The sequence below is a fragment of the Nonomuraea soli genome (assembly GCF_013761175.1).
Classification (GTDB): Bacteria; Actinomycetota; Actinomycetes; order Streptosporangiales; family Streptosporangiaceae; genus Nonomuraea; species Nonomuraea soli.
Genome location: NZ_JACDUR010000003.1, coordinates 404,203 through 430,810, shown reverse-complemented (window position 1 = coordinate 430,810; position 26,608 = coordinate 404,203). Strand labels below are relative to the sequence as shown.

Annotated in this window: 26 protein-coding genes and 1 tRNA gene; 15 read left to right on the top strand and 12 right to left on the bottom strand. The window is 69.2% G+C overall.

The window, feature by feature from the left end:
• The first annotated feature begins 151 nt into the window (after positions 1-151).
• Complete coding sequence (locus HNR30_RS14745) at positions 152-1,078, top strand: hypothetical protein (protein WP_181610412.1); 927 nt, start codon at positions 152-154, stop codon at positions 1,076-1,078.
• Positions 1,079-1,082: 4 nt separating this feature from the next.
• Positions 1,083-1,856 carry a MauE/DoxX family redox-associated membrane protein gene (locus tag HNR30_RS14740; protein WP_312894413.1) on the top strand — a complete coding sequence of 258 codons (774 nt, stop codon included), beginning with the start codon at positions 1,083-1,085 and terminating at the stop codon, positions 1,854-1,856.
• Between the two features lie 111 nt (positions 1,857-1,967).
• On the opposite strand, the gene HNR30_RS14735 is transcribed toward HNR30_RS14740, so the two are convergent.
• Positions 1,968-3,149, bottom strand: coding sequence for an ATP-binding protein (locus HNR30_RS14735; protein WP_181610410.1), 1,182 nt, complete (start codon positions 3,147-3,149; stop codon positions 1,968-1,970).
• A gap of 218 nt (positions 3,150-3,367) precedes the next feature.
• On the opposite strand from HNR30_RS14735, the gene HNR30_RS14730 reads away from it, so the two are divergent.
• The 5 genes from HNR30_RS14730 to HNR30_RS14710 are packed head-to-tail and all read left to right on the top strand — an operon-like array spanning position 3,368 to position 6,897.
• A complete protein-coding gene (locus HNR30_RS14730; protein WP_312894412.1) occupies positions 3,368-3,844 on the top strand; it encodes a SigE family RNA polymerase sigma factor in 477 nt (158 codons plus the stop codon).
• Positions 3,841-4,872 carry a hypothetical protein gene (locus HNR30_RS14725; RefSeq protein ID WP_181610408.1) on the top strand — a complete coding sequence of 344 codons (1,032 nt, stop codon included), beginning with the start codon at positions 3,841-3,843 and terminating at the stop codon, positions 4,870-4,872. Before HNR30_RS14730 ends, HNR30_RS14725 begins: the two co-directional genes overlap by 4 nt.
• 10 nt (positions 4,873-4,882) lie before the next feature.
• Entirely contained in the window at positions 4,883-5,335 is a 453-nt protein-coding gene (locus HNR30_RS14720; protein WP_181610407.1) for a MaoC family dehydratase, read from the top strand.
• A gap of 36 nt (positions 5,336-5,371) precedes the next feature.
• On the top strand, positions 5,372-5,833 hold the full coding sequence (locus HNR30_RS14715) for a SigE family RNA polymerase sigma factor (RefSeq protein WP_312894411.1): 462 nt from the start codon (positions 5,372-5,374) through the stop codon (positions 5,831-5,833).
• The gene (locus HNR30_RS14710; protein WP_181610405.1) at positions 5,830-6,897 is read left to right on the top strand and encodes a TolB-like translocation protein; all 1,068 of its coding nucleotides are present in this window, start codon (positions 5,830-5,832) and stop codon (positions 6,895-6,897) included. The genes HNR30_RS14715 and HNR30_RS14710 overlap by 4 nt, the downstream gene beginning before the upstream one ends.
• Before the next feature lie 58 nt (positions 6,898-6,955).
• Here the strand turns inward: HNR30_RS14710 and HNR30_RS14705 are convergent, their stop codons facing one another.
• Genes HNR30_RS14705 through HNR30_RS14690 form a run of 4 tightly spaced genes read right to left on the bottom strand, consistent with a single transcriptional unit; the run spans position 6,956 to position 9,730 of the window.
• The gene (locus HNR30_RS14705; RefSeq protein WP_181611101.1) at positions 6,956-7,192 is read right to left on the bottom strand and encodes a hypothetical protein; all 237 of its coding nucleotides are present in this window, start codon (positions 7,190-7,192) and stop codon (positions 6,956-6,958) included.
• Positions 7,192-8,712 (bottom strand): radical SAM protein, encoded by a 1,521-nt coding sequence (locus HNR30_RS14700; RefSeq protein ID WP_246378578.1) that lies wholly within the window; start codon positions 8,710-8,712, stop codon positions 7,192-7,194. Before HNR30_RS14700 ends, HNR30_RS14705 begins: the two co-directional genes overlap by 1 nt.
• 36 nt (positions 8,713-8,748) lie before the next feature.
• Positions 8,749-9,474 (bottom strand): prolipoprotein diacylglyceryl transferase, encoded by a 726-nt coding sequence (locus HNR30_RS14695; RefSeq protein WP_181610404.1) that lies wholly within the window; start codon positions 9,472-9,474, stop codon positions 8,749-8,751.
• On the bottom strand, positions 9,467-9,730 hold the full coding sequence (locus tag HNR30_RS14690) for a hypothetical protein (RefSeq protein WP_181610403.1): 264 nt from the start codon (positions 9,728-9,730) through the stop codon (positions 9,467-9,469). Before HNR30_RS14690 ends, HNR30_RS14695 begins: the two co-directional genes overlap by 8 nt.
• A gap of 330 nt (positions 9,731-10,060) precedes the next feature.
• On the opposite strand from HNR30_RS14690, the gene HNR30_RS14685 reads away from it, so the two are divergent.
• A complete protein-coding gene (locus HNR30_RS14685; RefSeq protein ID WP_181610402.1) occupies positions 10,061-10,378 on the top strand; it encodes a hypothetical protein in 318 nt (105 codons plus the stop codon).
• A gap of 143 nt (positions 10,379-10,521) precedes the next feature.
• Here the strand turns inward: HNR30_RS14685 and HNR30_RS14680 are convergent, their stop codons facing one another.
• Positions 10,522-11,169: a response regulator gene (locus HNR30_RS14680; protein WP_181610401.1), complete on the bottom strand. Its 648-nt coding sequence runs from the start codon at positions 11,167-11,169 to the stop codon at positions 10,522-10,524.
• Between the two features lie 293 nt (positions 11,170-11,462).
• Positions 11,463-12,833, bottom strand: coding sequence for a sensor histidine kinase (locus HNR30_RS14675; protein ID WP_220133584.1), 1,371 nt, complete (start codon positions 12,831-12,833; stop codon positions 11,463-11,465).
• 132 nt (positions 12,834-12,965) lie between these two features.
• On the opposite strand from HNR30_RS14675, the gene HNR30_RS14670 reads away from it, so the two are divergent.
• On the top strand, positions 12,966-13,505 hold the full coding sequence (locus HNR30_RS14670) for a hypothetical protein (protein WP_181610400.1): 540 nt from the start codon (positions 12,966-12,968) through the stop codon (positions 13,503-13,505).
• Between the two features lie 57 nt (positions 13,506-13,562).
• Positions 13,563-13,635, top strand: a tRNA-Arg gene (locus HNR30_RS14665).
• 134 nt (positions 13,636-13,769) lie between these two features.
• Here HNR30_RS14665 and HNR30_RS14660 read toward each other — a convergent pair.
• Together HNR30_RS14660 and HNR30_RS14655 are read right to left on the bottom strand one after the other, a co-directional pair.
• A complete protein-coding gene (locus HNR30_RS14660) occupies positions 13,770-14,405 on the bottom strand; it encodes a hypothetical protein (RefSeq protein ID WP_181610399.1) in 636 nt (211 codons plus the stop codon).
• Positions 14,406-15,389: 984 nt separating this feature from the next.
• On the bottom strand, positions 15,390-15,926 hold the full coding sequence (locus HNR30_RS14655) for a hypothetical protein (RefSeq protein WP_181610398.1): 537 nt from the start codon (positions 15,924-15,926) through the stop codon (positions 15,390-15,392).
• A 1,538-nt stretch (positions 15,927-17,464) separates the two neighbouring features.
• On the opposite strand from HNR30_RS14655, the gene HNR30_RS14650 reads away from it, so the two are divergent.
• Positions 17,465-18,037: an SMI1/KNR4 family protein gene (locus HNR30_RS14650; RefSeq protein ID WP_181610397.1), complete on the top strand. Its 573-nt coding sequence runs from the start codon at positions 17,465-17,467 to the stop codon at positions 18,035-18,037.
• 27 nt (positions 18,038-18,064) lie between these two features.
• On the opposite strand, the gene HNR30_RS14645 is transcribed toward HNR30_RS14650, so the two are convergent.
• Together HNR30_RS14645 and HNR30_RS14640 are read right to left on the bottom strand one after the other, a co-directional pair.
• Positions 18,065-19,078 carry a LacI family DNA-binding transcriptional regulator gene (locus tag HNR30_RS14645; protein WP_181610396.1) on the bottom strand — a complete coding sequence of 338 codons (1,014 nt, stop codon included), beginning with the start codon at positions 19,076-19,078 and terminating at the stop codon, positions 18,065-18,067.
• A gap of 231 nt (positions 19,079-19,309) precedes the next feature.
• The gene (locus tag HNR30_RS14640) at positions 19,310-19,888 is read right to left on the bottom strand and encodes a M15 family metallopeptidase (RefSeq protein ID WP_312894410.1); all 579 of its coding nucleotides are present in this window, start codon (positions 19,886-19,888) and stop codon (positions 19,310-19,312) included.
• 139 nt (positions 19,889-20,027) lie between these two features.
• On the opposite strand from HNR30_RS14640, the gene HNR30_RS14635 reads away from it, so the two are divergent.
• From HNR30_RS14635 to HNR30_RS14620, 4 genes are read left to right on the top strand one after another with little or no spacing between them, the layout of a single operon-like run.
• A complete protein-coding gene (locus HNR30_RS14635; protein ID WP_181610394.1) occupies positions 20,028-20,717 on the top strand; it encodes a response regulator transcription factor in 690 nt (229 codons plus the stop codon).
• Entirely contained in the window at positions 20,710-21,819 is a 1,110-nt protein-coding gene (locus HNR30_RS14630; protein ID WP_181610393.1) for a sensor histidine kinase, read from the top strand. The genes HNR30_RS14635 and HNR30_RS14630 overlap by 8 nt, the downstream gene beginning before the upstream one ends.
• Positions 21,820-21,849: 30 nt before the next feature.
• Complete coding sequence (locus HNR30_RS14625; protein WP_181610392.1) at positions 21,850-24,954, top strand: AfsR/SARP family transcriptional regulator; 3,105 nt, start codon at positions 21,850-21,852, stop codon at positions 24,952-24,954.
• On the top strand, positions 24,951-25,439 hold the full coding sequence (locus tag HNR30_RS14620; protein WP_181610391.1) for a hypothetical protein: 489 nt from the start codon (positions 24,951-24,953) through the stop codon (positions 25,437-25,439). The genes HNR30_RS14625 and HNR30_RS14620 overlap by 4 nt, the downstream gene beginning before the upstream one ends.
• Here the strand turns inward: HNR30_RS14620 and HNR30_RS14615 are convergent.
• Positions 25,397-26,599, bottom strand: a complete 1,203-nt coding sequence (locus tag HNR30_RS14615) for an NAD(P)/FAD-dependent oxidoreductase (protein ID WP_181610390.1) — start codon at positions 26,597-26,599, stop codon at positions 25,397-25,399. The two genes, HNR30_RS14620 and HNR30_RS14615, sit on opposite strands and share 43 nt — an antisense overlap.
• Positions 26,600-26,608 lie beyond the last annotated feature (9 nt).

Below are 26,608 nucleotides of genomic sequence, written 5' to 3'. Positions count from 1 at the left end.
AGGATTGAGTCTGTCGAACCTAAAGGTCCGTCAAGTTCGGTGGCAGGAATATCTTCCGGGGTTGTCAGCGGTTACACCCTGGGATGCGTATTTTGCTCCGGTTCACCGGGCGTGGCATAAGTGGCAACGCGCGTCATGTGACCCTATAGGCATGCGAAGAGAGCTGGCAGCCGCGGTCCTGGGCCGTGAGGTGGGGACACCCGGGCCGGATCCGGCCAACGGCGACCCCCTGATCGCGGTGTCCGGGGAGATCCGTGACGTCAGCCCGCACCTGATCCTCGTGGAGACGATCGACGGCCGCGAAGAGCGTCTCGTCATCGCACCCTGGGCGACGGCCTGGCACGGCGTCGACATGCCTCCGGCCGACCTGCCCGTCGGGTCCCAGGTGATCATGAAGACCCTCCACGAGGGGCGCGTGGTCGAGCGGTTATGGGCCGGGATCACCCGGGCGACCGGGACGATCCTGAGCGTGACCGGCCGCAGGGACCTCGTCGTGGAGCTCGACTGCGGCCCCCATCGAGGCCGACGCCAGGTGACCATCCCCTACCGGGCGACCGGGCGGCTGAGAGTGCGCCATCCGCTCCTGGAACCCGGCTTCCTCTTCGACGCCATCGGCCTGCGCGAGGAGAGCGGCACGACGATCCTGCTGCCCGCCACCTCGCAGCCCGGCTACCCGGCGCGTGCCGTACCTTCCCCGCCTCCGGCCTTCGGCGGGGTGCAGTCGCGGGTGTCGGGCAGCGCCGTCTGGTCCGACGCCTTCGACGAGGAGGAGCGCGGCGCGGCCTATCCGATGGTGGAGCGTTCCGACGTGCGGTGCTCGCACTCGGAGGTGTCGTGCGTCGGCCTGCCGTACCTGGCCATGGGATCTCTGCTCTCCGTCCACAACGTCTGCACCGATCGCATGACGAATGTGCCGATCACCGCCTGCGGATGTGTAGCGGGACGCTTCTGTGACCGATGTGTGGAGTGTGACACCGGCTCGCGCGGCCGGATCGTCGAACTGTCGCCCGCGGCCTTCGTGGAACTGGGCGGCGAGCTGATCAATGGATGTTTCAACGCCCGAGTGGGATTGGGGTGAACTGGTGCTCGCCTCGCAGATGCCGATCCTGATCATGCTGCTGCTCCTGGGGGCCGCGGCCAAGCTGGCCACCGTGCGCTCGGACGCCGAGCCGGGCGCGCTGGCGCGGCTGGGTCCGGCCGTGCTCATGCCAGGGCGGCTGCGCGTGCCCGCCCTGGTCTGCTGCGCGGTGGTGGAAGTAGTCCTGGCGGGGGGACTGCTTCTGACCACCGCGCAGCCGTTTCGCTGGATGACCGTGATCTTCTTCGCCCTCTCCACCTACGTGCTGGTGGAGCTGCGCAGGAGGCGGCCGGACGCGGGCTGCGGCTGCTTCGGCGAGGTGAGCTCTGCGCCGGTGGGCCTGCGCTCGATCGGCCGGACGGTCGTGCTCACGGGCATGGCGCTCATGTCGGTCTGGGCGCCGGTGCCCGGGTGGACGGTGTTCGCTGAGCCCACCTGGCTGGTGGCCGCCGGCATCGTGGTGCTGGCCGTACTCTCGCCGGAGCTCGAGGAGGCGATCAACCGCGTGCGGTATCGCGCGCCCTGCGAGCAGCGGCCGTCGTCGGAGAGCGCCTCGCTGGCGAAGCTGAGGGCGAGCGGTCCGTGGCGCGAGCACGCCGGCCAGCTGCTCTCGGCGGAGCCCGCGGACAGCTGGCGCGAGTTGTGCTGGCGGTTCTTCGCGTTCGAGAACCACGACAAGGACCACGTCGTCTTCGCGGTCTACCTCAGCGGCATGCGGCCGGCTGTCAGGGTGGCGGTCGTCAGCCGCGAGTCGATGCCGGAATATACGACTGTCTAGCGCTGAGACTAGAGAGCCGTATACGCGAAAATATAGCGCTGACGCTAGAAAGTCTTAGACTCCCCGATGGGGGCCTGGCTTCCCCTCCAGATCCCCATCGGGGAGGGCTCTCTAGATGGGTTGCGCACGCAGGAACCTCCCGAAGTGCGGGACGGTGAACGCGATCAAGCCGCGTTCCGCGCTGTAGATGAGGCCCTTCTTGATGAGGCTGTCGCGTGCGGGCGACAGGCTGGACGGCTTGCGCCCGAGAGCGTCGGCCACGTCGGCGGTGGCCACGGGCTCGTCGCCCAGAGTCGCCATGGCGTGCATGTAGTCGCGTTCGGCAGGAGTGGCCCGCTCGTAGCGGCTGCCGAAGAAGCCGACCGCCAGCTCCTCCTCCGCCTCGGGAGCGGAGACCTTCACGTCGTCGACGGTGATCGGACTGCGCGGAGCCAGATCCCAGGCCACCTTGCCGTAGGCCTGGACGAAGTAGGGGTAGCCGTCGGCCGCGTCGTAGAGCGCGTCGAGGGCTTCCTGCGTGAACTCCACGCCCTCCTCGCGGGCGGGGATGATCAGCGCCAGGTCGGCCGCCTGCCGGTCGAGTTTGTCGATGCGGGCATAGCGGAACAGCCGCTCGGAGTAGCTCTTGCTGGCCGACAACACGCTCGGAAGGTGCGGCAGGCCGGCGCCCACGACGATCAGCGGGCCGCCGGTCTGCGACAGCTCGTGGCAGGCCGCGCAGAGCGCCGAGATATCGGCGGCCTGCACATCCTGCATCTCGTCGATGAACAGGGCGATGCCCACGCCCAGGTCGGTGGCGACCGCGGCGGCGTCGACGAACAGCTCGGTCAGGTCGATCTCGAGGTCGCCGGAGTCGGCGCGGCCACGGCTGGCCGGCACATCGATGCCGGGCGACCAGTGCGAGGTGCCCTTGGCGGCGGAAGGATCGCGCATCGCGAAGGCCTTGAGAACGCCGAGGAACTCCTCGATGCGGTCGGGCGCGCGGTGGCGCGGGGCCAGCTCGCGGATGGCCATGTGGAGCGCGGCCGCGACCGGGCGCCGGATCGACTGCTCGGGCCGGGCCTCGATCTTGCCGGTGCCCCACAACCTCTGCATGGCCATGGACTTGAACGTGTTGAGGAGAACGGTCTTGCCGACGCCGCGCAGGCCGGTGACGACCATGCTCCGCTCGGGGCGGCCCCTGGCCACCCGCTCCAGCACGACCTCGAACTGCTGCAGCTCACGATCGCGCCCGGCCAGCTCCGGCGGGCGTTGACCGGCACCGGGGGCGTAGGGATTGCGCACAGGGTCCACGCTCTCGGACTTTATTGCGGGATATAGCGGCCGTCTTAGATTTGGGAAGAAAGCGCTACGGCGTGTCCGCGGACGAGGTGGTGCCAGCAGTGCCACCGGACACACCCCCTCCTACCTGGCCGAACCTCTGTTCGATTCACTACCCAGAACTGTAGCGCGCTATCGAACGCGTGCGCGATAGATTCGAGTAAAGATCTTTGCAACAGAACCCCGGCCTCGTGCGTCCACAGAGTGTGGAGTTCGAAGACTTCGTCCATGCGCGAGGTCAGGCCCTGCTGCGGTTCGGCTACGTGCTCACCGGCAACGCCGACGACGCCGCCGACCTCGTGCAAGAGGTGCTGATCAAGCTCGGCGACCGGTGGAGCCGGATCGACAGCCCCGAGGCCTATGTTCGAACGGCCATGGCCAGGCAGCACATCAGCTGGTGGCGCAAACGGCGCCGCGAGCAGCTGACCGACCTGGTGCCCGAGAACTCCTACACCCATGATCACGAGCCCGACGACCTGTGGGCCGAGGTGCGCGGGCTGCCGCCCAAGCAGCGGGCCGTCCTGGTGCTGCGCTACTACGAGGACCTGTCCGACCAGGAGATCGCCGACATCCTGGGCATCTCCCGCGGCACCGTGCGCAGCCAGGCGTCCCGCGCCCTGGCCACCCTCAGGGTCAAGCCGAGCGTTCTCGAACGGGGGCAGGTATGAAGACGGAAGACGACGTTCGCCAGGCCCTGCGCGGGGCCGCCGAGTCGATCTCCCACCAGGACCTGCTGGCCACGCTGCCCGCGCGGCGGCGCCGCCGTACCGTCCGAAGGCTCGCCGCCGTCGTGGTGGCGGTCGCGGTTGCCAGTACGGCAGGCGCCCTGGCGTTCGGGGGCGGCGGCAGGGCTCCCCAGGTCGTGACGCCGCAGCCCACTCCCGAAGGGCGGCTGCTGCGGGCGGTCCATCCGAAGGCGTTCGGCGACATGCCCGCCAAGGACCCTTCCGGCCTGCCGTACCAGCCGGTTCTCGCGATCGACGCGCGCCGCGTCCTGGTCCGGGCGGGGGAGCGGCTGGAGGTGTACACGTCAGGGCGGTTCGAGAAGGTCGCCGAGGTGAAGGGCGAGATCAAGGCCCTGGCCGCCGACGGGGGCAGCCTGGCCTGGCTGTCCGAGGGGGAGATCCGTGTCGTGCCGCTGGGTGGCGGGAAGTCGTGGCGGATCGCCGAGGTGGACGAGCTCGTCAACCGTATCGGGATCAACGGCGAGCGGGTGGTCTGGTCGTCGCCGCGCGGCGGCGTCTGGCAGTCGGTGGCCGGAGGCCGGCCCGAGCTGCTGCACAAGGGGCTGCAACTGCTCCGCTGGCCGTGGGCGACCGACGAGCCCCTCGACCCGAAGGCCAACGTCACCAGGATCGTCGACCTCACGATCGGCTACGACGTCCAGGTGAAGGCCGCGCCTGGCGTCACCGGGCTGCGGTGCGGGCCCTTCTGGTGCGCGGGCAGCCGGGGCGCCATGACGATCGTGCAGCGCACCAACGACTGGTCCGACCTGCGTGAGGTGCGGGAGGTCGGGCCGTCCTACCCGATCTTCAACCGGTTCCTCAACGGCGGGTTCCGGATCTACGACATCGAGACCGACGAAACCCTCCACATCGATCGCACCAGGCTCAACGGCGGCGAGACGCTGATCTACTGGCAGGAAGGGGACCGGCTCGTCGTCGTCAACTTGGCGGCCATTCCCGAGCTCGAATAGCGTCATCCCCATGCGGACCTTTGCGAACGTGCAGGAACTGAAGGCGGCCGTCGGCGAGACCTTCGGCCCGACCGAATGGCGCGAGATCACCCAGGAGCGGGTGAACACCTTCGCCGACGCCACCGACGATCACCAGTGGATCCACATCGACGCAGAGAAGGCCAAGGACGGCCCGTTCGGCGGCACGATCGCGCACGGCTTCCTGACCCTGTCGCTGCTCCCGTCGTTCCTGCCGGAGCTCCTGGCGGTGACCGAGCTGCAGATGATGGTCAACTTCGGGCTCAACAAGGTGCGCTTCCCCAAGCCGGTGCCGGTCGGCTCGCGCGTGCGCGCCACGGGCGAGCTGGTCGACGTCAAGAACAGCCCGGCCGGTCACCTGGCCACGCTGAAGGTCTCCATCGAGGTCGAGGGGGAGCGCCGCCCGGTCTGCGTGGCCGAATCCCTGCTGCTGTTCGTCTCCTGATGCAACACTTGCGCTCCTCGAACGGTCTTGTGGGGTGTGGAGCCATTCGAGGAGTTCGTCCGCGATCGCGGTGAGGCGCTGTTCCGGTACGGCTACGCGCTGACCGGCAACGCGCAGGACGCGGCCGACCTCGTCCAGGAGGCGCTCGCACGGCTGGGCGACCGCTGGAGGCGCGTCGACAACCACGAGGCGTACGTGCGCACCGTCATGGTCCGGCAGCACATCAACGCCTGGCACCGGCGGCGCAGGGAGCGGCTCGTGCCCGAGGTGCCCGAACAGGGGCGTTTCGACACGTACGGCGACGCCGACCTGTGGGCGGAGCTGCAGGCACTCCCGCGCAAGCAGCGTGCCGTACTGGTGCTGCGTTACTACGAGGACCGGTCCGACGAGGAGATCGCCGAGATGCTCGGCATCTCCCGCGGCACCGTGCGCAGCCAGGCCTCCCGCGCGCTCGACAAGCTCCGGATCGGGCGAGTCACCGAGGAGGCGTGGCGATGAGGGACGAACGGGAACTGGGTCGGGTGATCGGCAGGGGGGTTCAGACGGTCGCGCCTCCCTCCGACCTGCTCGCCGGGGTCACCCGGCGCCGGCGACGCCGGGCCCGGCGGCAGATGGTGTTCACCGCGGCGGCGGTGGTCATGGTCGTCGCGGGGTCGTCGCTGGCGTTCTGGCGGGAGGCGCCGCGGGTCGGCGTCCAGCCGGTGCCCTCGGTGGACCAGCAGTGGCCCGAGGCGGTGGTCAAGCTGCCGGTGTCGTCGGCCGACGGCAAGAAGTACCGGCCGGTCGCCGCGCTCGGCGCGACCCGGATCCTGGTGGCCGTGGAGTCCGGAGTCCGGAGGATCGAACGGCTGGAGATCTTCGACACCGTCACCCGATCCTTCCGCGTGCTCGGCACGACGCCCCAGGCCACGACGGCCCGGTTCGAAGTGGGAGCGTCGTCCGTCGCCTGGTCGGGACCCGGGGGAGAGCTGTGGGTCATGCCCCTCTCAGGGGGTACGGCACGGCGGGTGGGCACGGCGCGGGGCGAGGTGGGGGCGCTGAGCGTGACGCCGACTCACCTGGTCTGGTCGCATGCCCTCACGGGTGTCTATCGGGTGCCCCTGGACGGAGGGAAGACCGAGGAGATCTCCGACAGCCTGCGCCTGCAAGCGTGGCCATGGGCGGTGAGCTTCGTGGACGGGAACCCGGCCATGCTCCACGATCTGGAGAGCGGGCGCCGCATCAAGATCGATACGGCCTCCTCCAGCCACGTGCGCTGCGTGCCGCGGTGGTGCATCGGCCTGAGAAGCGGAGCCCTCGCGGTCTGGCGCCCGGACGGCTCCGGTCTGAGGTTCCTCGCCGGGTCGAACAAGATCGGCGACATCCTGGACGGCCGCTTCGCGATCTCGCACCCTCCGCGCGAAAGCGTGGTCCTCGATCTGGAGAGCGGGCGGACCGGGGTGATACGGGCGTCGTCCGACTTCGGCCTCGGCTGGTCTTATTCGACACCGACGGTCGTCTACTGGGGCAGGGAGGCGGGCGACCAGGAGTTCAGCCTGCTCAACCTGCTGGCGGTCAGATGAGCGACCTCGCGACACCTGATGGCGATCAGATGAGCGACCTCGCGACACCTGATGGTGGTCAGATGAACGACCTCACGATCACCGCTACCGCCGCGACCGCGATCAGGCCCAGGTAGCCCAGCACCAGCCGGGTGTCGCGCAGCACGCACTTGCTCTGCTTCAACCCGGCCCGGCGGGCCCTGGCGTAGCCCACGAAACCGAGCACCGCGAACCCCGCCGCCGCCCACGGCCCGAGCAGCCACCCGAGCAGGGCGATCGTCGCGTAGACGCACAATCTCAGCGGATCGTGAGGCATCACGCGCCGCCCCTGACCGCGATCGACAACCTCTGCCTGGACAACTGCGGCCAGGCCTGGACGGCGCAGAACGGCGCGCACTGGTCCTGGTCGGCGCGGGTGCCGACGTGCACGCAGCACTGCGTCAGCCGTTCCTCGATCATGGTGTTCAGGTCCATGAACGGCTTGATCGTGATCCGTACGACCCGCTCGCCGAGCATCCTGCGCAGCTTCTTGCGCCTGCCGGGCAGCGCGGACGACGCCAGCGTGAGCAGGGTCGACACGCCGAGGTCGCAGTTCTCGCAGATGTTGCGCCACAGGTCGCCGACCTGCGGGTGCGACAGCGACGACTGCTCGGACAGCAGGCCCAGCAACGATTCCTGCACCGCGGCCCGCAGCTCCTTGGGCAGCTCGGTGTCGGCGATGCGGTTGGCGACCAGGCCGAGGTTCTCCTTGAGCCGATCATGGCCGATCAGCGCGGTCAGCGAGCGCCACCGCCCGGCGTCGTCGCGGATCATGTAGCCCACCGAGCAGCAGTGCGGGTGCGAGCACGGCAGGGCGGTCAGGTCGTGCCAGGTGACCTTCCCGTCGGTCTGCGGGCCGAGGCGCCTGAGCACGCCGGTGTGGGTGAGCCGGTCGTCGGGGTCGATGCTGGAGCTGCGCCCGGAACCGAACTGCGGCTGGATGGACACGCCGCCCACGAACGGGGTGGCCAGGGCGGTTTCGATCACGGCGCCGATCTCGTGATCGTTGACGCCCAGCGCCGCGGTCATGACGAGCGTGGTGAAGATCTCGTTGCCGGACAGCCGTCGTACGGCTTGCGCCTTCTGGCGGGTGAGGTCACCGCCGCGGTGGTGGCGGGAGGCTTCGGCGGAGACGCCGTCGTACTGGAGGTAGACCTCCACCCGTTCCCGATATTTCGTGATCAGGTCTAGTAGGGCGTCGTCCTGGGCGATCAGCAGGCCGTTGGTGTTGATCAGGATGCGGGTGATGGGCCTCGCGTGCAGCTCTTCCAGGAGCTTGGGCAGGTCGGGGTGGAGGGTCGGCTCGCCGCCGCTCAGCATCAGCACGTCGAGGCGGCCGTTCTCGCGCTCCAGACGCTGGTCGATGTTGGCCAGGACATCGGCCAGCGGGACCATGCCCTTGAGGTCGGGGGAGCTGTCGGCGAAGCAGGTGGGGCAGCGCAGGTTGCAGGTCTCGGCGATGTCCTCGAGCAGGATGCAGGTGTGCTGGGTCTGCATCTCCGGCAGGCCCTTGAGGTAGGCGCTGGGGATCGGGTCGAAGTTGCCGGTCAGGTCGGGGAGATGCTGCTTGGTGGGGGCGGTCCACTCCTCCAGATATTTCAGGATTTCTGGGTCTTCGTCATAGAGGGTGGTGATTCGTCCGTGGTCGGGGCAGCCGCGTTCCAGCCACACCCTTCCGTCGCGCTCCGCCAGGTAGCCGCTGAGCCTGCGGACCTGCTTCAGGTCGTCGTTCGGGCATCGCGGGCAGAAGGCGTTGACGTAGCGGAGGATGCGGTCACCCCGCAGTCTCATGCTCATGCTCGGACCTTTCGGGGCGGTCTCACGCCTGGGATCTCATGCTTGGATCCTTCGGGCGAACAGCGGGGTGTAGTAGCCGCGGCGGTTGCCGTACCAGAGCCTGATCGCCAGCAGGACCAGGCCGGGGAGCAGGAACCACTGCGGGCGGGTGAGGTCGAGCCAGACCGTCTCGTTGGCGCGGGTGAACTCGACGAGGAAGCGGAACGCTGCGTAGGCGGCGACGTAGAGCGTGAACAGCTCGCCGGGCTGGGTCAGGCGCTTGCTCGCCCACACGATCGCGGCGAAGGCGGCCAGGTGGAAGACGATCTCGTAGATGAAGCTCGGGTGCATGGGCTCGCCGGTCAGGCAGGCCGGGCACTCGGGGGTCGTCGCCGGTGCGTGGACGCCCCAGGGGAGGGAGGTGGGGCGGCCTGGGGCCTCGGTCAGGTGGCAGCCGATGCGTCCGATGGCCATGCCCAGGGCGACGGCGGGGGCGAAGAGGTCGCCCGTTTTTCCCTGATATTTAATGATCTTCTTCGTAATCAGCACGCCGACGTACGCGCCCGTCAATCCGCCCAGGATGCTGCGGGAGCCGTACAACCACAACTCACCCAGATCCAGCGACTCGGCCACCCCGGCCAGGCGCATGCCGATGGCACCGCCGACCAGCGCGCCCGTCACCGTGGCCAGCGACTGCTCGTTGAGCGCGCCGCGCCGCCGCGCCTCACGGACGAAGACGATCGACGCCGCCACGACACCCAGGGCGACGAAGAGCTCATGCATACAGGCCTGGGTTCAGGCCGGTGCACCAGCCCGCGGAGACGATCGAGACCAGGGCCCAGCCGATCATCAGGCCCATGCCCAGGCCCTTCGTCCACGGGCGGCGCAGGAGGATCAGGACCAGACCGCCGACCAGGCCGAACAGGGCCAGGAAGACGGCGGCGATGAGCACCGGGGTTCTGGTCGAGGCGGAGGCGAGGACGGCTAGGGCGGTGGCGATGTTGACGAGGATGAACAGGGCGAAACCGGCGAACGCCATGCCCACGACCATGCCTGTGGAGGAGGGCGGTGGTTGTGGCGGTTGGTTCCAGGGGTGGGGGTGCTGGCCTGGGGGTGGGGCGTTGTAGTGCGGAGGGGCGCCTGGGGGTGGTGGGGGAGCTCCGTGGTGCGCGCCCCCGTGGGGTGGCGTCGCTCCGTGGGGTGGCGTCGCTCCGTGGGGTGGCGTCGCTCCGTGGGGTGGCGTCGCTCCGTGGGGCGCGCTTCCGTAGGGTGCGCTTCCGTGGGATGGCATCCCGCCCTGCGCCGGACCGCCTGCGTGGGCCGAACCGCTTCCTTGCGCCGGACCGTTTCCGTGGGCCGGACTGCCCCCGTGGACCGGACCGCTCCCGTGCGCCGGATCGCCTCCGTGCGCCGGATCGCCTCCGTGCGCCGGATCGCCTCCGTGCGCCGGATCGCCTCCGTGCGCTGGATCGCCTCCGTGCGCTGGATCGCCTCCGTGCGCTGGATCGCCTCCGTGCGGCGGCATCCCGCCCTGAGGCGAGTCCGCGCCGTACGGCGGTTGCGGCTGCATCTCGCCTGGCCACTGTGGTGGCGGCCCTCCGTGCTGCGGGTGCGGCGGCATCCATCCGCCCGAAGGCCTGCCGACCTGCGGCTCCCCCTCCGGCTGCGGTGGCGTCCTATCATGTGACGGCGCACCCCCGCCCAGAGGCACGCCGCTCCCGTCGTCGGCCCCGTTGCCCAGGCCGTTGCCCCTGTCATCGCCGTCCGGGCTCGCTGGCCCCTGCGGTGGTGTGCTGCTCATCCTGCCCCCTGTCGAGCACCAGATTAGGCTCAGCCATCGCCCTCGGCATAGTAGATGGCGGCCTGAACCCGACTCTTCAACCCGAGCTTGTTCAACACCCGGCTGACATGCGTCTTGGTGGTCGCCTCCGCCATGTCGAGCTCCTTGGCGATCTCCGCATTGGACAGTCCCCGGGCGACACAAGCCAGTACCTCCCGCTCCCTCGGCGTCAACGCCTCGAGTTGCTCAGGCTGCCGCCGCACCGGCTGCTGCGCGAACGCCGTGATCAGCCGCCGCGTTACCGATGGCGAGATGAGCCCCTCGCCCCTGGCCACCAACCGCACCGCTCCGACGAGCGAATCGGCATCGGTGTTCTTGAGCAGAAACCCCGCCGCCCCCGCCCGCAACGCCCCGAACACGTACTCGTCGACGTCGAAGGTCGTCAGGATGAGCACATCCGTCACCCCTGCCAGCTCGCGGGTGGCGGAGATGCCGTCGAGTTTCGGCATACGGATATCCATCAGCACCAGGTCAGGCCTCAGCTCGAGCGCCATCGCCAGCGCCTGCTCCCCGTCGGCGGCCTCGCCGACCACCTCGATGTCGCCCGCGCCATCGAGGATGAGCACGATGCCCGTCCTGACTGCGGCGTGATCGTCGGCAACGAGCACCCGAATCCGCCGCTGTCCCTGCTCAGCCATACACCCGGCCCTTTCCTTGGCACAGCCTGTCCGCCGCTGACGCCGTCCACGCTTGCAGCAGCCTTCTCCCGACCAGCCCTCCGCCACCAGACGTGAGCGGCCAACTCCGTCGTCACCACGCCCAGCGCGGCCGGCTCCCTCGCCATCAGCCTCGGCGCGGCTGTTTCCCTCGCTATCAGCCCCAGCGCGGCTGTTCTCTCGCCATCAGCTCCAGCGCAGTCAGCCCTCTCCCATCAGCTCCAGCGCAGCCAGTTCCCTCGCCACCACTACTTGCGTGGCCAGCCCCAGCGCCGTCAACCGTCCTCCCCGGCCAGACCTCCGCCGCTTCCAGCCGATCCGACCCCGCCGCCCTCGCCCGCGCCGATCCCACCGATGCCCACGCCGAGCGGCAAGCGCGCCCGCACCCGCCATCCCGCCCCGCGAGATCCCTGCTCTCGAGATCCCTGCTCACGGAACTCCGTCCCACGGGCCCCTTCGCCACGGGCCCCTTCGCCACGGGCCCCTTCGCCACGGGGGCCCTCCGCGCGAGACCCCACGCCGCGAGCCCCCTCCCCCCGCCCTCCGTCGACGTACGGCCCAGCCTCGAACTCGCCCCCCACGAGAGCCGCCCGCTCCCGCATCCCGATCAGCCCCGCCCCCGACCCCGGCAACCCCGACCGGCCAGCCCCGTTGACCGAGTTCTCCACCGTCAACGTCACATGCCCCGGCGCATACGCCACCACCACCCGAGCCCGACCCCGCCTGTCACCGTGCTTGAGCGCGTTGCTGAGCGCCTCCTGAATGATCCGATACCCCGCCAGATCCACCGACGCGGGCACCTCGACGGGCGTGCCCTCCACGCTGAAGTCCGAGTCGAGCCCAGCGCGCCGCGATCGCTCCACCAGCGCGCCCGCATCCGCCAGCCGAGGCCGTGTGGCCTCGTCGACCTCCTCGCCGTCCTGCCGCAACAGCCCGATCATCGTGCGCATCTCGGCCATTCCGCTCAGGCTGTTCTCCCGCACCGACTCCATGATCTTGCGCACGGTCCCCGCATCAAGATCAGGCCGCGACAACGCCGCCGTGGACTGGATCGCGATCGCGCTGAAATGGTTGGCGATGGTGTCGTGCAGCTCCCTGGCCATACGCGTGCGCTCGGCGGTGACCGCCGCCTGACGGTCGAGCTCGGCCAGATGCGCCACCTGATCCGCCCGAGCCCGCTCGGCCAGCGCCTGGTCACGGTGCTGCCGCAGGACGAGCGCCGTCGTGACCGGCGTGACGAGCACCAGCGCCGACTGAATACCCACCAGCGCCAGCGGCTTCCAGTCGCCGGTGATGAACCCCGCCGTGGCTCCCGCCGCCACGGCCACGACCGTCGTGACGCCGAGCATCCACCGGCCCAGCTTCGGCGGGCCGTACAGGGCGGCCGCATAGAGGTTGTCTGTGTAGACAAGCACCGTAGGCAGCGTCGGCGCCACGAAGGCCACGTCGATCGCGAACCCGATCGACCCCACCACCAACGCCCCCACCGGCCACCGGCGGCGGATCACGACGCCGCAGCACGTGAGTGCCAGCGGCACCACCGTCACCCACCACGGCACGCCGTCACGATGTACGACGGCCCCGCCGAGAATCAGGACGAGACCCACGGCGAAGACGCCGACGGCAATCAGGGCCTCGCGCTTCATGCCCCTATGACATCACCCTCGGACCAGGCACTGCTCCACCCCGGGTGCACCCTGTGGATAAGCAGAAAGTTGTACGCCGAGTTCGTTCCCCGGGCCAGGAACCCGCCCGTTTCCCGCCGGGATGATGGATACATGGTCTTCGCTGTCATCATCGCGTGCGAAATCGGCTTCTGGGTGCTGATCGCTCTGGGTCTCGCCAGCCGCTACCTGTGGAACAAGCGCACCCTCAGCAACGTCCTGCTGCTCAGCACACCGGTCCTCGACCTGATCCTGCTGGCCGTGGCCGTACTCGACATGCGATCGGGCGCGAGCTTCGACCTCCGCCACGGCCTCGCGGCGGCCTACCTGGCCTACTCGATCGTCTTCGGCCGCCGCACCATCAAGTGGGCCGACGCCAAGTTCCGCCACCGCTACGCCGGCGGCCCCCCGCCCACCCCGGCCCCGACCGGCCCCGCCCGCAAACGCTACGAGTGGGGCGTCTGGCTCCGCATCCTGCTGGCGTACGGCATCGCGTGCGGTGTGCTGGTGGCAATGGCGTGGATGGTGGGCGACTCGTCAGCCACTTCAGGGATTTACGAGTTCATGGGCGGTTTGGCGAGGGTGCCGCTGATCGCGCTGATCTGGCCTGTCAGCTACACGATCTGGCCGAAGAAGGAGGAGACACGGGCCTGATTGGGGAATCCGGTTCGAGGCATCGCCAGATACCCGCTATGCTTGCTTACGCAGCGAGCGGCCGTAGCTCAATGGATAGAGCATCTGACTACGGATCAGAAGGTTAGGGGTTCGAGTCCTCTCGGCCGCGCAGCAGGTCTAAGGCCCTCCGAGATCACCTCGGAGGGCCTTTTTCATGGCTGTACGGCAGCGTTGTACAGCAACGCAGCCCGACACGGTCGATCCTCGCGAACAGCTCATACCACGGGACGCCGGCCGCTCTACTCAGGCACCGTCGAGGCCCTCTCGTAGGCGGCGCACCCACTCGGTGGGGAATACCTGCTCAAGCCGCTCCCTGCTGGTCTCCAACAACCCCTCCTTCGCCAAGGGGAGGAGGGCGCCGTCCTGGAGGGCCTTGTGATTCTCGGGCGCAGGACAGATGAGGACGGCGAGAATCCGGCATCCTCGTTGAATCTCCTCGATCCCTGTCATGTGGATCATGCCCCTGATGGGCTCCCATGTCGTCCGTACGGCAAGGCCAACCAACGCATCGAGCAGAACACTTCGACCCTCGGTCTTCCGGGACTGCGTGATGACCGTCGTCACGTACTCCGGGATTCGGTCCATGGCCTTCGAGAATTTTTTGATAGCCTCGGCCACGGCGACGAGAAGATCGCACCAGAAATGATTGGTGAGTTGCCTCCGGGCCTCTCGTGGTTGGCTCCCACCGAACCTCTTGTCGAGCTCCTGCATTACGGGGCCGGCAAGAAGGTCTCCGATCTCCTGGATACGGTCGATGACGTCCGGGTTCTCGGATAGCCAGTCAACGAGATCGACTGTGGCGCTATCGGTGGCTGCTGCCTGTCTCTCCTTGGATGGCTTTCGTCTCCCTGCGGGAGGCCGAGTTGTAGTCCAGGCCACGTCGCTGCGATCTCTCGCTTCTTGACGAGCAACGGGAGAGGGGTCTCGGGCCAACAAGAGAGCGTTGGTCCAACCGTGCTGCGCCCCACCGCACGCGGAACACCCGCAGTAGTGCCCTTTTGCCCGCTCACAGATCACGGGGTGCGTCATTTTGCCCTCCGCTGCATCTGGCACATAGCGAACTGGCGCTTCGCTTGAAGCCCCCTTCTTTTCAATCACAAGTAGCGAAAAGTGAAATGACCGCCGTAGCCAGTCCGGCATATCCCTTCGGTTATGACGGGATCCGGTGCACACACATAGGCCCTCTGGGATGTCCCCAGAGGGCCTATAAGTGGAACCGAGAGATTAGTTATGTCTCGCTTGAACGGTCTAGGCTCTGATTGATTCGGTCAAGCGCCTTAAAGGTGGTAGCGACTAGGCCGTGTCTTCAAATGATCACAGTCACCACAGTAGTGAAGCGACTGTGGCGGTGGCCGTGTAGGAGGTCGCAGTCTTGTCGTACCGATTGGCCAGCCTGCGGAATTGCTTGCGGTGGTTGAACAGCGCCCGACCACGTTGCGCCGCTTGTAGCGGGTGCGATCGAAACTCGGTGGCCGGTCGCCGCGGCTACCTCGCCGCCGACACCCGGCCACCTGATCGGCACGCTCAGGGATGGTGTGTCCAATGCCACGCCTGCTATAGCTCCCGCTGACCTCGCGGGAGCTGTAGCCCTTGTCGGCCACCAGCTGGACCGGACGGGTACGGGGACATCCTGGCTTCAGGCGCGGCACGCGGATGGCCTCCAGTACCACCGCAAGCGGGTGCGGTTGTTGACGTTCCCCGCTCGTGCGTACCAAGCCGAGCGGGCGGCTGTGATCATTTGAAGACACTGCCTAACAGCACAGCTCCGGCATGGACTTCGCCTAACCCCTACGATCGTGGCCGCCCGAGTATCGGTCCTGCGCGTTTGGGGGTGCTGGCGTCGGTAGAGGAACGGGCGGCCACCTAAGACCTGGCACAGCCGCCCTCGGCTTTGTCCGCGGCCACGATCTGCTCGATCGTCTTGGTCCGGTACGGCGCCAACGTCTCGGGTTGAGGCACGAACCGCCATCGGCCCGCACGGTAGGCAAGGGTGTAGTTCTCCACAAGGATCAGTCGCGCTGCCCGCACGGTTGCCCGGTCCCCGCGCACGGCCACGTCCTGGATCTGCCACCGGATGCCCTGTGACGCCTGCGGGCACAGTTTGAATCGGCGCACGTAGTCCTTCCGGCCGACGACTTGCTGCGCCTGCTGCGTCCACATATCCCAGAATCGGCCGTAGTCACCGACAGCGTAGGCGTCGAACGCCTTTGCAGCAGCCTTCTTCGCGGCCGCCTCTGTCCGCGGCTCGGTCGGCGGGCGGGTCCTCGGCGGAGTCGGTGAGGCGCTCGCTGTTACGTTCACCACAGCAGTCGGCCCACCGGCTTGCGCGGCAGGCGCCTGCGCACCGGGTGAGGCCAGTAGCAACACAGCCAGTACGACAGCGACCAGCGTGGCCACCATAGCGACCAGCATGGCGATTACTGCCACAGTCCGATCCCGGCTGCGTCGATCTGCGCGCCGGGTCGGCGACTCCTCATACAACGGCGGGCGGCTCACCGGTGCCTCCTGCGTCTCAAGGGACTTATGAGACGTCTGCGCTTCGGCGACGGTTGTCCGTTCTGGTTGGCCGCATCCGGTCAGCCTTGCCCTAATATCCGGGCGCTTGCCGTTGCCCTACGCGAGGAGCCATGTTTGAGCATCTCGAGAGGAGCCCGCCCACGGCGAGGTCGCTCCAACTCTGGAGCGGTTTAAGCGCACTGCAGACGACCGGTTCGCAACCCTGGCCACAACCGTCAGCCCCATGATCACCCGCGATCTATACGACGCTCACCGCACGGCTCCCCTGGAAGACATCGGCCAAATCCGTGACGAGTTCAAACGCGAGCGAGACCGCGAGGGAGTCCCGCCGCATAGTCGTCTCCGCGGTCAGCGCGCCGGCCTGCAGCGCTGGTCGGGAACATCGCCTTTCAAACGGATGGGAGGCTGGCCAACCATGCCGGCGTTGAAGCGATGATTGACACCCTCACCGGCGAGATTGGCTGCCGTGAGAAGGGCAACAGCCTCACCAAGAACAACCATTGGTGCGGTCCCATCCCCGGATACCCGCACGACGGCTGCAGCTACCCGTGGTGCCACAGCTTCCTGCCGCGGGCTCTGCACAAGTTCGGAAATACCCAAAGCCGGGCTTGAGCCGGCTGGTATGGGTGGCGTTCGCCGCCTGGTCAGCGCCTGGTCTGTCCGGGAGGTAGGTGCTCACACGCCCACCCGTTGCCTCTATCGAGGTCACATTTATCGTATCCGTACCGCTCCAGGTCGTCTGCCCAAGCCGGTGTACTGGTGAAGGCAAGAGCCGCGGCCGCGAGGGCGACGGCGAGCCTGTGAAGAGTGTCCATATACGACGGTAGGCGCCCTTGCCGGGCCTGGTGCGGGCCGTGACGGCAAAGCTCCAGGAGATCTCCCAAACCCCGGTCTCTGACTGGCGAGGCCCCTTACCGTGACGCTCTGACATAGGGCCGTACCGTCAGGTCATGGAGGAGGATCGGGAAGCCGAAGCTGGCCGTAGCAAACCAGGTTAGATGGGCGGCCAGAGTCGCCAGCTGGAGGCTGAAGAGGTTGCGCCGACGAAGACTCCCCGCCGCGGCGCAACAGAAATGCGAGAAGCGGTGAAGAGCCCGCCCTCCTTGGGTCATGCGAGAAGCGCCCGCTTCTTCCTTCGGAAGGGGCGAGCGACTTGGCATTCGCCTATCCGAGAGGCTGTGCAGGGCCCGAGGAAGATGACGCTGACGCCGCTCGCTCCAAGATCATCGGAACTGCGAGGCCAGCTACCAGCATCCCAAAGGGCCACTCAACTGACCGGCGACGCCTAGCGCAAGCCGAGCCCCCTCCGCAGCTTTAGCTGGCTGGCCGCGGATGTGGAGCTCAAGGTGGTCGGCAGGTAGCGGCATGGCCCTACCTTGCGGCACGGCTGAATTGTCGGAACTGATCGCTACCGTTGCCGCATGACCTCGGCCGACACCCCCCGCTACCCATGGGCTGCCTTCCTGAAGACCATGGCAGCCCGAGAGCACTCCCTCCGAACGCCCCCAGTGCCCTTGGGAGCGGCCGAGGAGGAGATCGTGCGCCACGAGGAGCGGCTCGGGCAACGGCTCCCGCCGAGCTACAGGGAGTTTCTCGCCGTGGCCAACGGATGGAAAGGCATCAGTCTCTTCCCGCTGCTGCATCTGTGTCAGCTTGGCTGGACCCGCGACGTCGATCCGGAACTCTGCGAGAGTTGGGCGCCGGGCGGGCCCCGTCCGACCGTTCCGGATGCGCAGTACTTCGTCTACGGTCCCGAGCAGGACTGCATTCACACGCGGGACGAGTACATACCCGACACCCTCCGCATCGGCAGGTACGTCGAGGGCCAGACCCTCATGCTCAACCCTCACGTCGTCACCCCGGACGGCGAGTGGGAGGCATGGGACTTCTCCATCGACCATCCCGGCGCCGTCCGCTACCGATCGTTCTGGGAGTTCATGAGACACAGCTTCGGTGTCGCCAACTTTGGAGATGCGGGGACACATCCGAGTTGAGCCGGCTCGGCCTGCCGCGCCCGAAGCTCAGGCCGCGGCAGCCGTACCGCGAATCACCAGCTCAGTGGCCAGCTCAACGTGATGCGACTCGATCCTCTCCCCCGCCGCCAGCCGCAGCGCCGTGCGCACCGCGATGACGCCCATCTGGCGCAGCGGCTGGCGAACGGTCGTCAGTTGCGGCGACGTCATCGTGGCGATCTCGGTGTCGTCGAACCCCACCACGCTGAGGTCCTCCGGGATGCGCAGGCCGCGGGCTCTGGCGGCCTGGATGGCGCCCATGGCGCTCTCGTCGCCGGCGGCGAAGATGGCCGTCGGTGCCGGGTCCAGGTCGAGCAGGGCGGCTCCTTCTTGCATCCCGTCGGGGTAGCAGAAGCCTGAGGTGCGGATGTAGCCGTCCAGGACGGGTACGCCCGCGGCCTCCATGGCGGCGCGGTAGCCGTGCATGCGGGCCTGGTTGGTGGTCGAGGTGGCGGGGCCGCCGAGGTAGGCGATGCGGCGGTGGCCGAGGCCCAGGAGGTGTTGGGTGGCGGCCATGCCGCCGGCGAAGTTGGTGGAGCCGACGCTGGTGACGGGGGCTTCGGGCAGCTTCAGCGGGTCGATGACGACCACGGGGAGGCGGGCCAGGGAGAGGGCGGCCAGTTGGTGGGGGGTCGGCACGCTCATGAGGGTGATCAGCGCTCGGCGGCCCCCGGCGACCAGGTCGCGAGCCCAGGAGACGCCCTTGTCGGTCAGATCCTTCGGGTAGGTGACGACGACGGCGACGCCCAGTTCGGCGCCGGCCTCGACGGTGCCCTTGATGACCTCGGTGGAGTACGCGCACAGGTCGTCGACCCACATCTCGACCGTCGCCGTGGCCTGGGGTTGGTCGCGGTGGGAGGTGGGCGGCGTGTAGCCCTGTTCCAGTAGCAGGGTCTGCACCAGCGAACGGGTGGCGGGTGCGACGTCGGGGCGGCCGTTGAGGACCTTGGAGACGGTGGCCACGGATACACCAGCCGAGGCGGCGACGGCGGCCAGCGTGGTACGTCCAGGATTGCGTGACACCGGCTTCTCCTTAGGCCTGGCATTCCCGAAGGGGCGAGCAGCCGTAGCCGTCGCGCCCCGGGTGGCGTGGAGGAGGCGTTGGTACGGCACGGCCCGTCAGATCCGCAGGACACCAGCATGCTTGCGGCATGCGAGTTGCGGCAAGCCCATTAACGCCTTATACGAGGGCGTGCCCCAGCTCGTTGGCCACGAGGACGATCTTGGTCACGACCGCGATCGCCGTGCCCGAGCTCAGCGGTCGCGACGGCCTGTGATCCTCGGGTCCTCGGTCGGGTCCGCGTACATCGCCGGGCAGCCCCGCTTGACCGCCTTGGGCCGCAACTCGTAGTGCCAGGGTTCGTTCCGGTAGATCTGGCACAGCCCGTACCGTGCCCCGTGCCGCGAAAGCCACGCCGCCGCCCCCACTGGCCCGATGTCGATGGCATCTCCCGACACGTGTGCGGACTTGTCGGGTGTGGCCACCCATCGGGCCGCCTCCTCCGCCGAGCCGTACTGGGAGATCGCATCCTCCAGCAGCCCCTGCTGGTACGCCTTGGAACGCCATCCGCTGTTGACGTTGAACTCGATGCCGTCCTCCTCGGCGTCGGCGGCCGCGCGCCGTACGGCGGACAGCAGGTCGGGGTCGAGGTTGGCCACGGCAGGCAACTCGTCGAAGACCGTGACCCGGTCGGGGACGGCGCCATCGTCCTCCCCGGTTCCAGAAAGTGAACCGGAGCCGCGCGGGTCGAGGACGGCGCCCAGTGAGATGGCCGACGTCGTCATGAGCTGCCAGGCGACAGTGGCGGCGATCGTGGCGATGATCACTGCCACGCCGACAACAAGAAGCCGGCGGGCGCGTGTTGTTGCAGTGTTGATGACCATGCGGTCAAGTGAAGGAAATGCGGCGTTACCAGCACGTATGCGGTTTCCGATATGCCAGCGATATGCGTGGGTTCGTAGCATCGGTGGCATGCGAGTGTTGATTGTCGAGGACGAGCCCTACATGGCCGAGGCCATCCGCGACGGGCTGCGGCTGGAAGCGATCGCGGCCGACATCGCCGGCGACGGGGTGACCGCGCTCGAGTTGCTGACCGTCAACACCTACGACATCGCCGTCCTCGACCGGGACATTCCCGGCCCGTCGGGTGACGAGGTGGCGGAGCGGATCGTCGCCTCCGGGAGCGGCATGCCGATCCTCATGCTCACCGCCGCCGACCGGCTCGACGACAAGGCCTCGGGGTTCGAGCTCGGCGCCGACGACTATCTCACGAAGCCGTTCGAGCTCAGGGAGCTGGTGCTCAGGCTGCGGGCGCTCGATCGCCGGCGCGCTCACAGCAGGCCGCCGGTGCGGGAGCTGGCCGGGCTGCGGGTGGATCCGTTCCGCCGGGAGGTCTACCGGGATGGGCGGTATGTCGCTCTGACCAGGAAGCAGTTCGCCGTGCTGGAGGTTCTGGTCGCGGCGGAGGGCGGGGTCGTCAGCGCCGAGGAGCTGCTGGAACGGGCGTGGGACCAGAACGCCGACCCCTTCACGAATGCGGTGCGCATCACCGTCTCCGCGCTGCGCAAGCGGCTGGGGGAGCCGTGGATCATCGCGACGGCGCCTGGGGTGGGGTATCGCATCGAGACGGGCGGCGTCGACGGTGGCGCGGGACATGAGTAGCCGGCCCCCCGGCCTGAGCGTGCGCTTCAAGCTCACCCTCAGCTACGCCGGCTTCCTCATCATCGCCGGCACGCTGCTCCTGGCCGTCGTGTGGGTCTTCCTGCTGCGCTACGTGCCCAACAGGCCGATCATGGCCCTGGGCGGCCACGTCCCCAACCAGGGCGACCTGCTCCGCGCCTTCGCCCCGGCCGCGGCCTGGGTGATGGTCTTCCTGGTGGTGTTCGGCCTGGTGGGCGGGTGGATGCTCGCGGGTCGCATGCTCGCCCCCCTGGCGCGCATCACCCAGGCCACGCGCAAGGCCGCGAGCGGGTCGCTGTCCCACCGCATCTGGATGCCGGGCCCCAAGGACGAGTTCCGCGAGCTCGCCGACGCCTTCGACACCATGCTCGCCCGGCTGGAGGCGCAGGTCTCCGAGCAGCAGCGGTTCGCCGCCAACGCCTCCCACGAACTGCGAACCCCGCTGGCGATCACCCAGGCCCTCCTCGACGTGGCCCGCAACGACCCGAAGCGGGAGACCGACGAGCTCATCGAGCGGCTCCACATCGTCAACACCCGGGCGATCGACCTGGTCGAGGCGCTGCTCGTGCTCAGCCGCGCCGACCAGCGGCGCTTCGCCAAGGACAGCGTCGACCTGTCGCTGGTCGTCGAGGAGGCTGCCGAGACGCTGCTGCCCCTGGCGGAGAAGCAGGGTGTCGCCATCGAGACGTCCGGCGAGGTCACCAGGGCCGTCGGGTCGCACGTGCTCCTGCTGCAGATGGCCACGAACCTCGTGCACAACGCGATCGTCCACAATCTTCCCGAGGGCGGCACCGTCTGGGTCGACACCGCGGTCGGCCCAGGGTCTGTCGTGCTCTCCGTCAGCAACACGGGCGCGGTGCTTGCGCCGCAGCTGGTGTCGACGCTGACCGAGCCGTTCCAGCGCGGCACCAAGCGCATCCGCAACGATCACGCGGGGGTCGGGCTGGGCCTGGCGATCGTCAAGAGCATCGTCCACGCGCACGAGGGCACGCTCAGCGTCGTCGCGCGCGCTGCCGGGGGGCTCACCATCACCGTACGGCTGCCGGTCGCGCCGCCCCACCTGCCCACGATCCCGAACCGCTAGACAGATGTCGCAGATGGCAAGCTTGCCCCCGTGCAGATCTCCCTCCTCGGCCCGGTAGCAGCCACTCCCGATGACGCCTCCCCGGTCGACATCCCGGGCACCCGCCTGAGGATGCTCCTGGCTCGCCTGGCGCTCGAAGCGGGCAGACCGGTCTCCGCCGACTCCCTCATCGACGCCATCTGGGGCGAGGAGCCCCCCGCCGGCGCCGCCAACGCGCTGCACGGCCTGATCTCCCGCCTGCGCCGTGCCCTGGGCGGCGCCGAGACCGTGGAGCTGGTCGCCGGCGGCTACCGCCTGCCGCTGCGCCCCGACGACGTCGACGTGCACCGCTTCGAGCGGCTGGCCGGGCAGGCCCGGAGGGAGCTGGCCGCGGAACGGCCGCACGAAGCCTCCTCTCTGCTGCGTACCGCCCTGGAGTTGTGGCGGGGCGCCGCGCTCGCGGACGTGCTGGACGCCCCGTTCGCCCGCAACGTCGCCGCCCGGCTCGACGAGCTGCGCGCCGCCGTCGCCGAGGACTTCTTCGACGCGGAGGTACGGCTGGGCCGCCACGCCGAGGTGCTCGCCGACCTGGGAGCCGCGGGCGTCGCCCGCCCGCTCAGCGAGCGCCTGGCCGAGCTGCGCATCCGCGCCCTGTCGGCCGCGGGACGGCAGTCGGAGGCGCTGGCGGTGTTCGAGGAGGTGCGCGGCAGGCTCGGCGACGAGCTGGGCGTGGACCCCTCCGCCGAGCTTCGCGCCCTCCATCTCGCCCTGCTGCGCGGCGAACTGGACCACCCCGCCGTACAGCCGCAGGCCGCGCCCAGCCAGCTCCCGGCCAGGCTGACCAGCTTCGTCGGCCGGGAACGCGAGCTCGAAGAGCTCGCGCGGCAGATGGACGCCGCGCGGCTGGTGACGATCGTCGGGCCGGGCGGCGCGGGCAAGACCAGGCTGGCGCTCGAAGCCGCGGACCAGGCCGAGGAGCGGACCTGGTTCGTGCCGCTCGCCGGAGTCACCCAGCCGGACCAGATCGCCGACGCGGTGCTCAGTGCCTGTGGCGGACTGTTCGAGGGCGGGTTCAAGCCCCAGGCGCCCGCCCCCGCGCGGCTGGCCGCGCAGCTCGACGTCGGCCCCGCCGTCCTCGTCCTGGACAACTGCGAGCACCTGGTCGAGGCCGCCGCCCAGCTCGCCGAGCAGCTGCTCGTACGGCTGCCGCACCTGCGCATCCTGGCCACGAGTAGGGAGGCGCTGGCGATCACCGGCGAGGCGCTGTGTCACCTCGGCCCCCTCGACCTGCCCGTCGAGGCCGCCGACGTCGCCGAGGCCGCCGATTCCGCCGCCGTGCGGCTGTTCGTCGAACGGGCCTCCGCCGTACGGCAGGGCTTCGAGCTCGACCAGGCGAGCCTGCGGCCCGTCGTGGAGATCTGCAGGCGGCTGGACGGCATGCCGCTGGCGCTCGAACTGGCCGCGGCCAAGATGCGCGCGATGAGCGTGGCGCAGATCGCCCAGCGCCTGGACGACCGCTTCCGCCTGCTCACCTCGGGAAGCAGGACCGCGCTGCCGCGCCAGCGCACGCTGCTCGCGATGGTCGAATGGAGCTGGGACCTGCTGGAGGAGCACGAACGCCTGCTGGCCGCCCGGCTCGCCGCCTTCCCCGGCGGCGCCGACCTGGCCGCGCTCGAGGCGATCTGCTCCGACGAGTCGCTCCCGGCCGACGACCTGCTCTACATCGCCGCCGCACTGGTCGAGAAGTCGATGATCCAGGAGACCGGCGACAGGTACCGGATGCTGGAGACCATCCGCGCCTACGCGGCCGGCAAGCTCCCTGAGCCGATCACCGAGCGCTTCCGCGCCTACTACCTGGCACTGGCCGAGGAGAACGAGCCGCTGCTGCGTACCAGAGACCAGCTGCGGGCCGTCGAGGTCTTCGACGCCGAGCACGACAACCTGGCCGCCGCGCTGCGCACCGCCATCGAGGCGCGCGACGCCGCCACCGCCGCCCGGTTCGTCCGGTCCATGATCTGGTACTGGGGCATGCGCGGCATGTCCACCCAGTCCGATGCCTTCCTGGGCGAAATGCTGGCATTCGGCGACGAGTTGCCCGCCGACGCGCGTGCCGCCTTCGAGGTCGTGCGCTCCACGTCAGGGCGCGGAGGCGGGCAGGAGGTCCGCGAGAACCTCCGCCTCCCCGGGGTGACCAAGTTCCACAACGCGCTGCCGCTGCTCCGCCTGTCCCAGCTCGCCACCCAGGACGCCCAGGACCTGGAAGCGCTCGACTCGCCCGACCCCTGGGTCCGCGCCAGCGCCAACTGGGCCTACGACTTCATGCTCACGGAACAGGGCGACCAGGACACCGGCGCCGGCCGCCGCGAAGAGGCTCTGCGCCTGTTCGAGCAGGTCGGCGACCGGTGGGGGCTGGTCATGAGCCTCGTACGGCAGAGCCGCGTCCATGGCCTGCGCGCCGAACACGATCGTGCGATCGCCCTCTGCGAGCGAGCCGTGACCATCGCCGCCGAACTCGGCACCGAGCAGCACCTGTTCATCACCAAGTCGCACCTCGCCCAGAACCGGATGCGCGGCGGCGACCTGGACGGCGCGCTGCAGGACATCCACGCCGCCCGGCGCCAGGGCCGCGAGCTCGGCCACCGGCGGCTGGAAGCCAGCATGTTGTTCCCGCTCGTGGAGGTCCTCCGCCACGCTGGCGACCTGGAGCAGGCCCACCAGGTCATCGACGAACTCGAGACGCTCATCCACCGGCTGCCCGGCCCGCCCCAGCTCAACACCGACGTGATCGTCGCCTCCCGCCTGGGCGTCCTCGTCACCGAGGGTGCGGCAGAACGCGCCCGCGAGGTGCTGCCCCAAGCCCTGCGCGGCATCCTGGCCCATACCAACGCCAACGCCATGGCCTGCGGCGCGGAGATGCTGGCCAGGGTGCTCTGGCTGGAGGGCGACGCGAAGGGGGCGGCGACGGCGCTGGGGATGAGCCAGGTGCTCAGGGGCGTCTTCGACGCGGGAGATGCCGACATGTCCCGGCTCGTGCCCGCGCTGGCGGAGGAACTGGGCGAGGCCGCCTACGCGGCCGCCTACCGGGACGGCGCGGACCTGCCCCGGCAGGAGGCGATGGACCGGCTGCAGGGGCATGTCGGGGGCAGGGCGTCATGACGCGGCGTTACGACTACGTCGGGCCCGCCGAGATCCGCGACCAGGTCAGGGACGGCTGTTCGGGGCGCAGGATCGGCGGGCAGGACGACCTTTCCCGCTGGCTCGATGAGCAGCCCGAGGACGAGCGCGAGAGGCCGTTCACCTTCGTCGTCGACGTGGACGGCGCCCTGCGCCTGGCCCCGCAGCGCAGCGAGCACGTCGCGTGCGCGGGCGGCGGTCCCGTCCTGAGCGCGGGTGAGATCAGCTTCGCGCGAGACGGAGACCGCTGGCTGGTCGCCGGGATCAGCAACCAGTCCACCGGCTACTGTCCCGACGTGGCGTCGTGGGCGGCGGTGGAGGTGGCGCTCGACCTGGCAGGGCTGGACCATCCCGGTGCCTTCACCCACCCGATCGTCTTCCGCCGTTGTGCGATGTGCGGTCAGGACAACATCGTCAAAGACGATCACTTCGTCTGCGCGGTCTGCGAGTCGGCGCTCTCGGAGTGAGGGCTGAACCGCGTGACCCGGCGGCGGCGGGTCGGCAGGCCGAGCATGGGGTTCTCGACGCCCCACGCCGCGCCCCTGCACACCAGCTCCTTGTACACCGCCGCGATCCGCCCCGTCAGCACCGCGGCGACCGCGCGGTCGTCCGCCGTGACGTATTGGATCAACCCCTCCCGGCGCCCCAGTGAGATGCACTGGTTGAAGTACCGCAACGGCGCGTGCGGCAGTTTCCCGCCGGTCAGGAAGGCGGCGATCGTGTCGGCCGCCTGCCAGGCCATCGGCGTGCCCGAGGCGCACGACATGCGCAGCGGCTTGCCGCCGGGCCCCATGGCCGTGGCCGCGTCGCCGATCGCGTACACGTCCTGGTGCGACACCGAGCGCATCGTGCCGTCGACCACGATCTGGCCTCTGGCGGTGACCTCCAGGCCGGTGGCTTGGGCGATCGGGTGGACGGCGAAGCCGGTCGTCCACACGGTGACGTCCGCGGGGATGGTGGCGCCGTCGCCGGTGGTGACGTGGTCGGAGGCGACGGCGGAGACGGCCGTGTGCTGGTGGACGGTGATGCGGAGCCTGGCGAAGACCTTGCGCAGGTGGGCGCGGCCCCTGGGGGAGAGCCAGTCGCCGAGCGCGCCGTCGGTGACGAGGGCGACGCGCAGGTCGGGCCGGGCTTCGGCGAACTCGGTGGCCGCTTCGACGCCGGTCAGGCCGCCGCCGGCGACGAGGACGGTACGGCCCGCTGGGAGGGTGGCCAGGCGCTCGCGCAGCCGCAGGGCGCCGGGGCGGCCGGCGATCTCGTGGGCGTGGTCGGCTGCGCCGGGCACGTCGCCGGGGTTCCAGCGGCTGCCCAGGGCGTAGACGAGCGTGTCATACGGGAGGACCTCGTCAGGGGTGAGCGTGACCGTCTTGCCGTCCACGTCGACCGCGACGACCCGGCCGAGCCGTACCATCACCCCCGTCCCCTTGAACATCTCGCTGAAGGGCCGGTACCTGAGCTCCTGACCGGTCGCCACCTGGTGCATGCGCACCCTCTCGACGAAGTCGGCCTCGGCATTGACCAGCGTGATGGACACGTCAGCGCCGCTCAGCCGCTTGGCGAGCCGCCCGGCGGCGATGGCTCCGGCGTATCCGGCCCCGAGGACGATGATGCGGTGACGCTGCTGCATGTCGTTGCT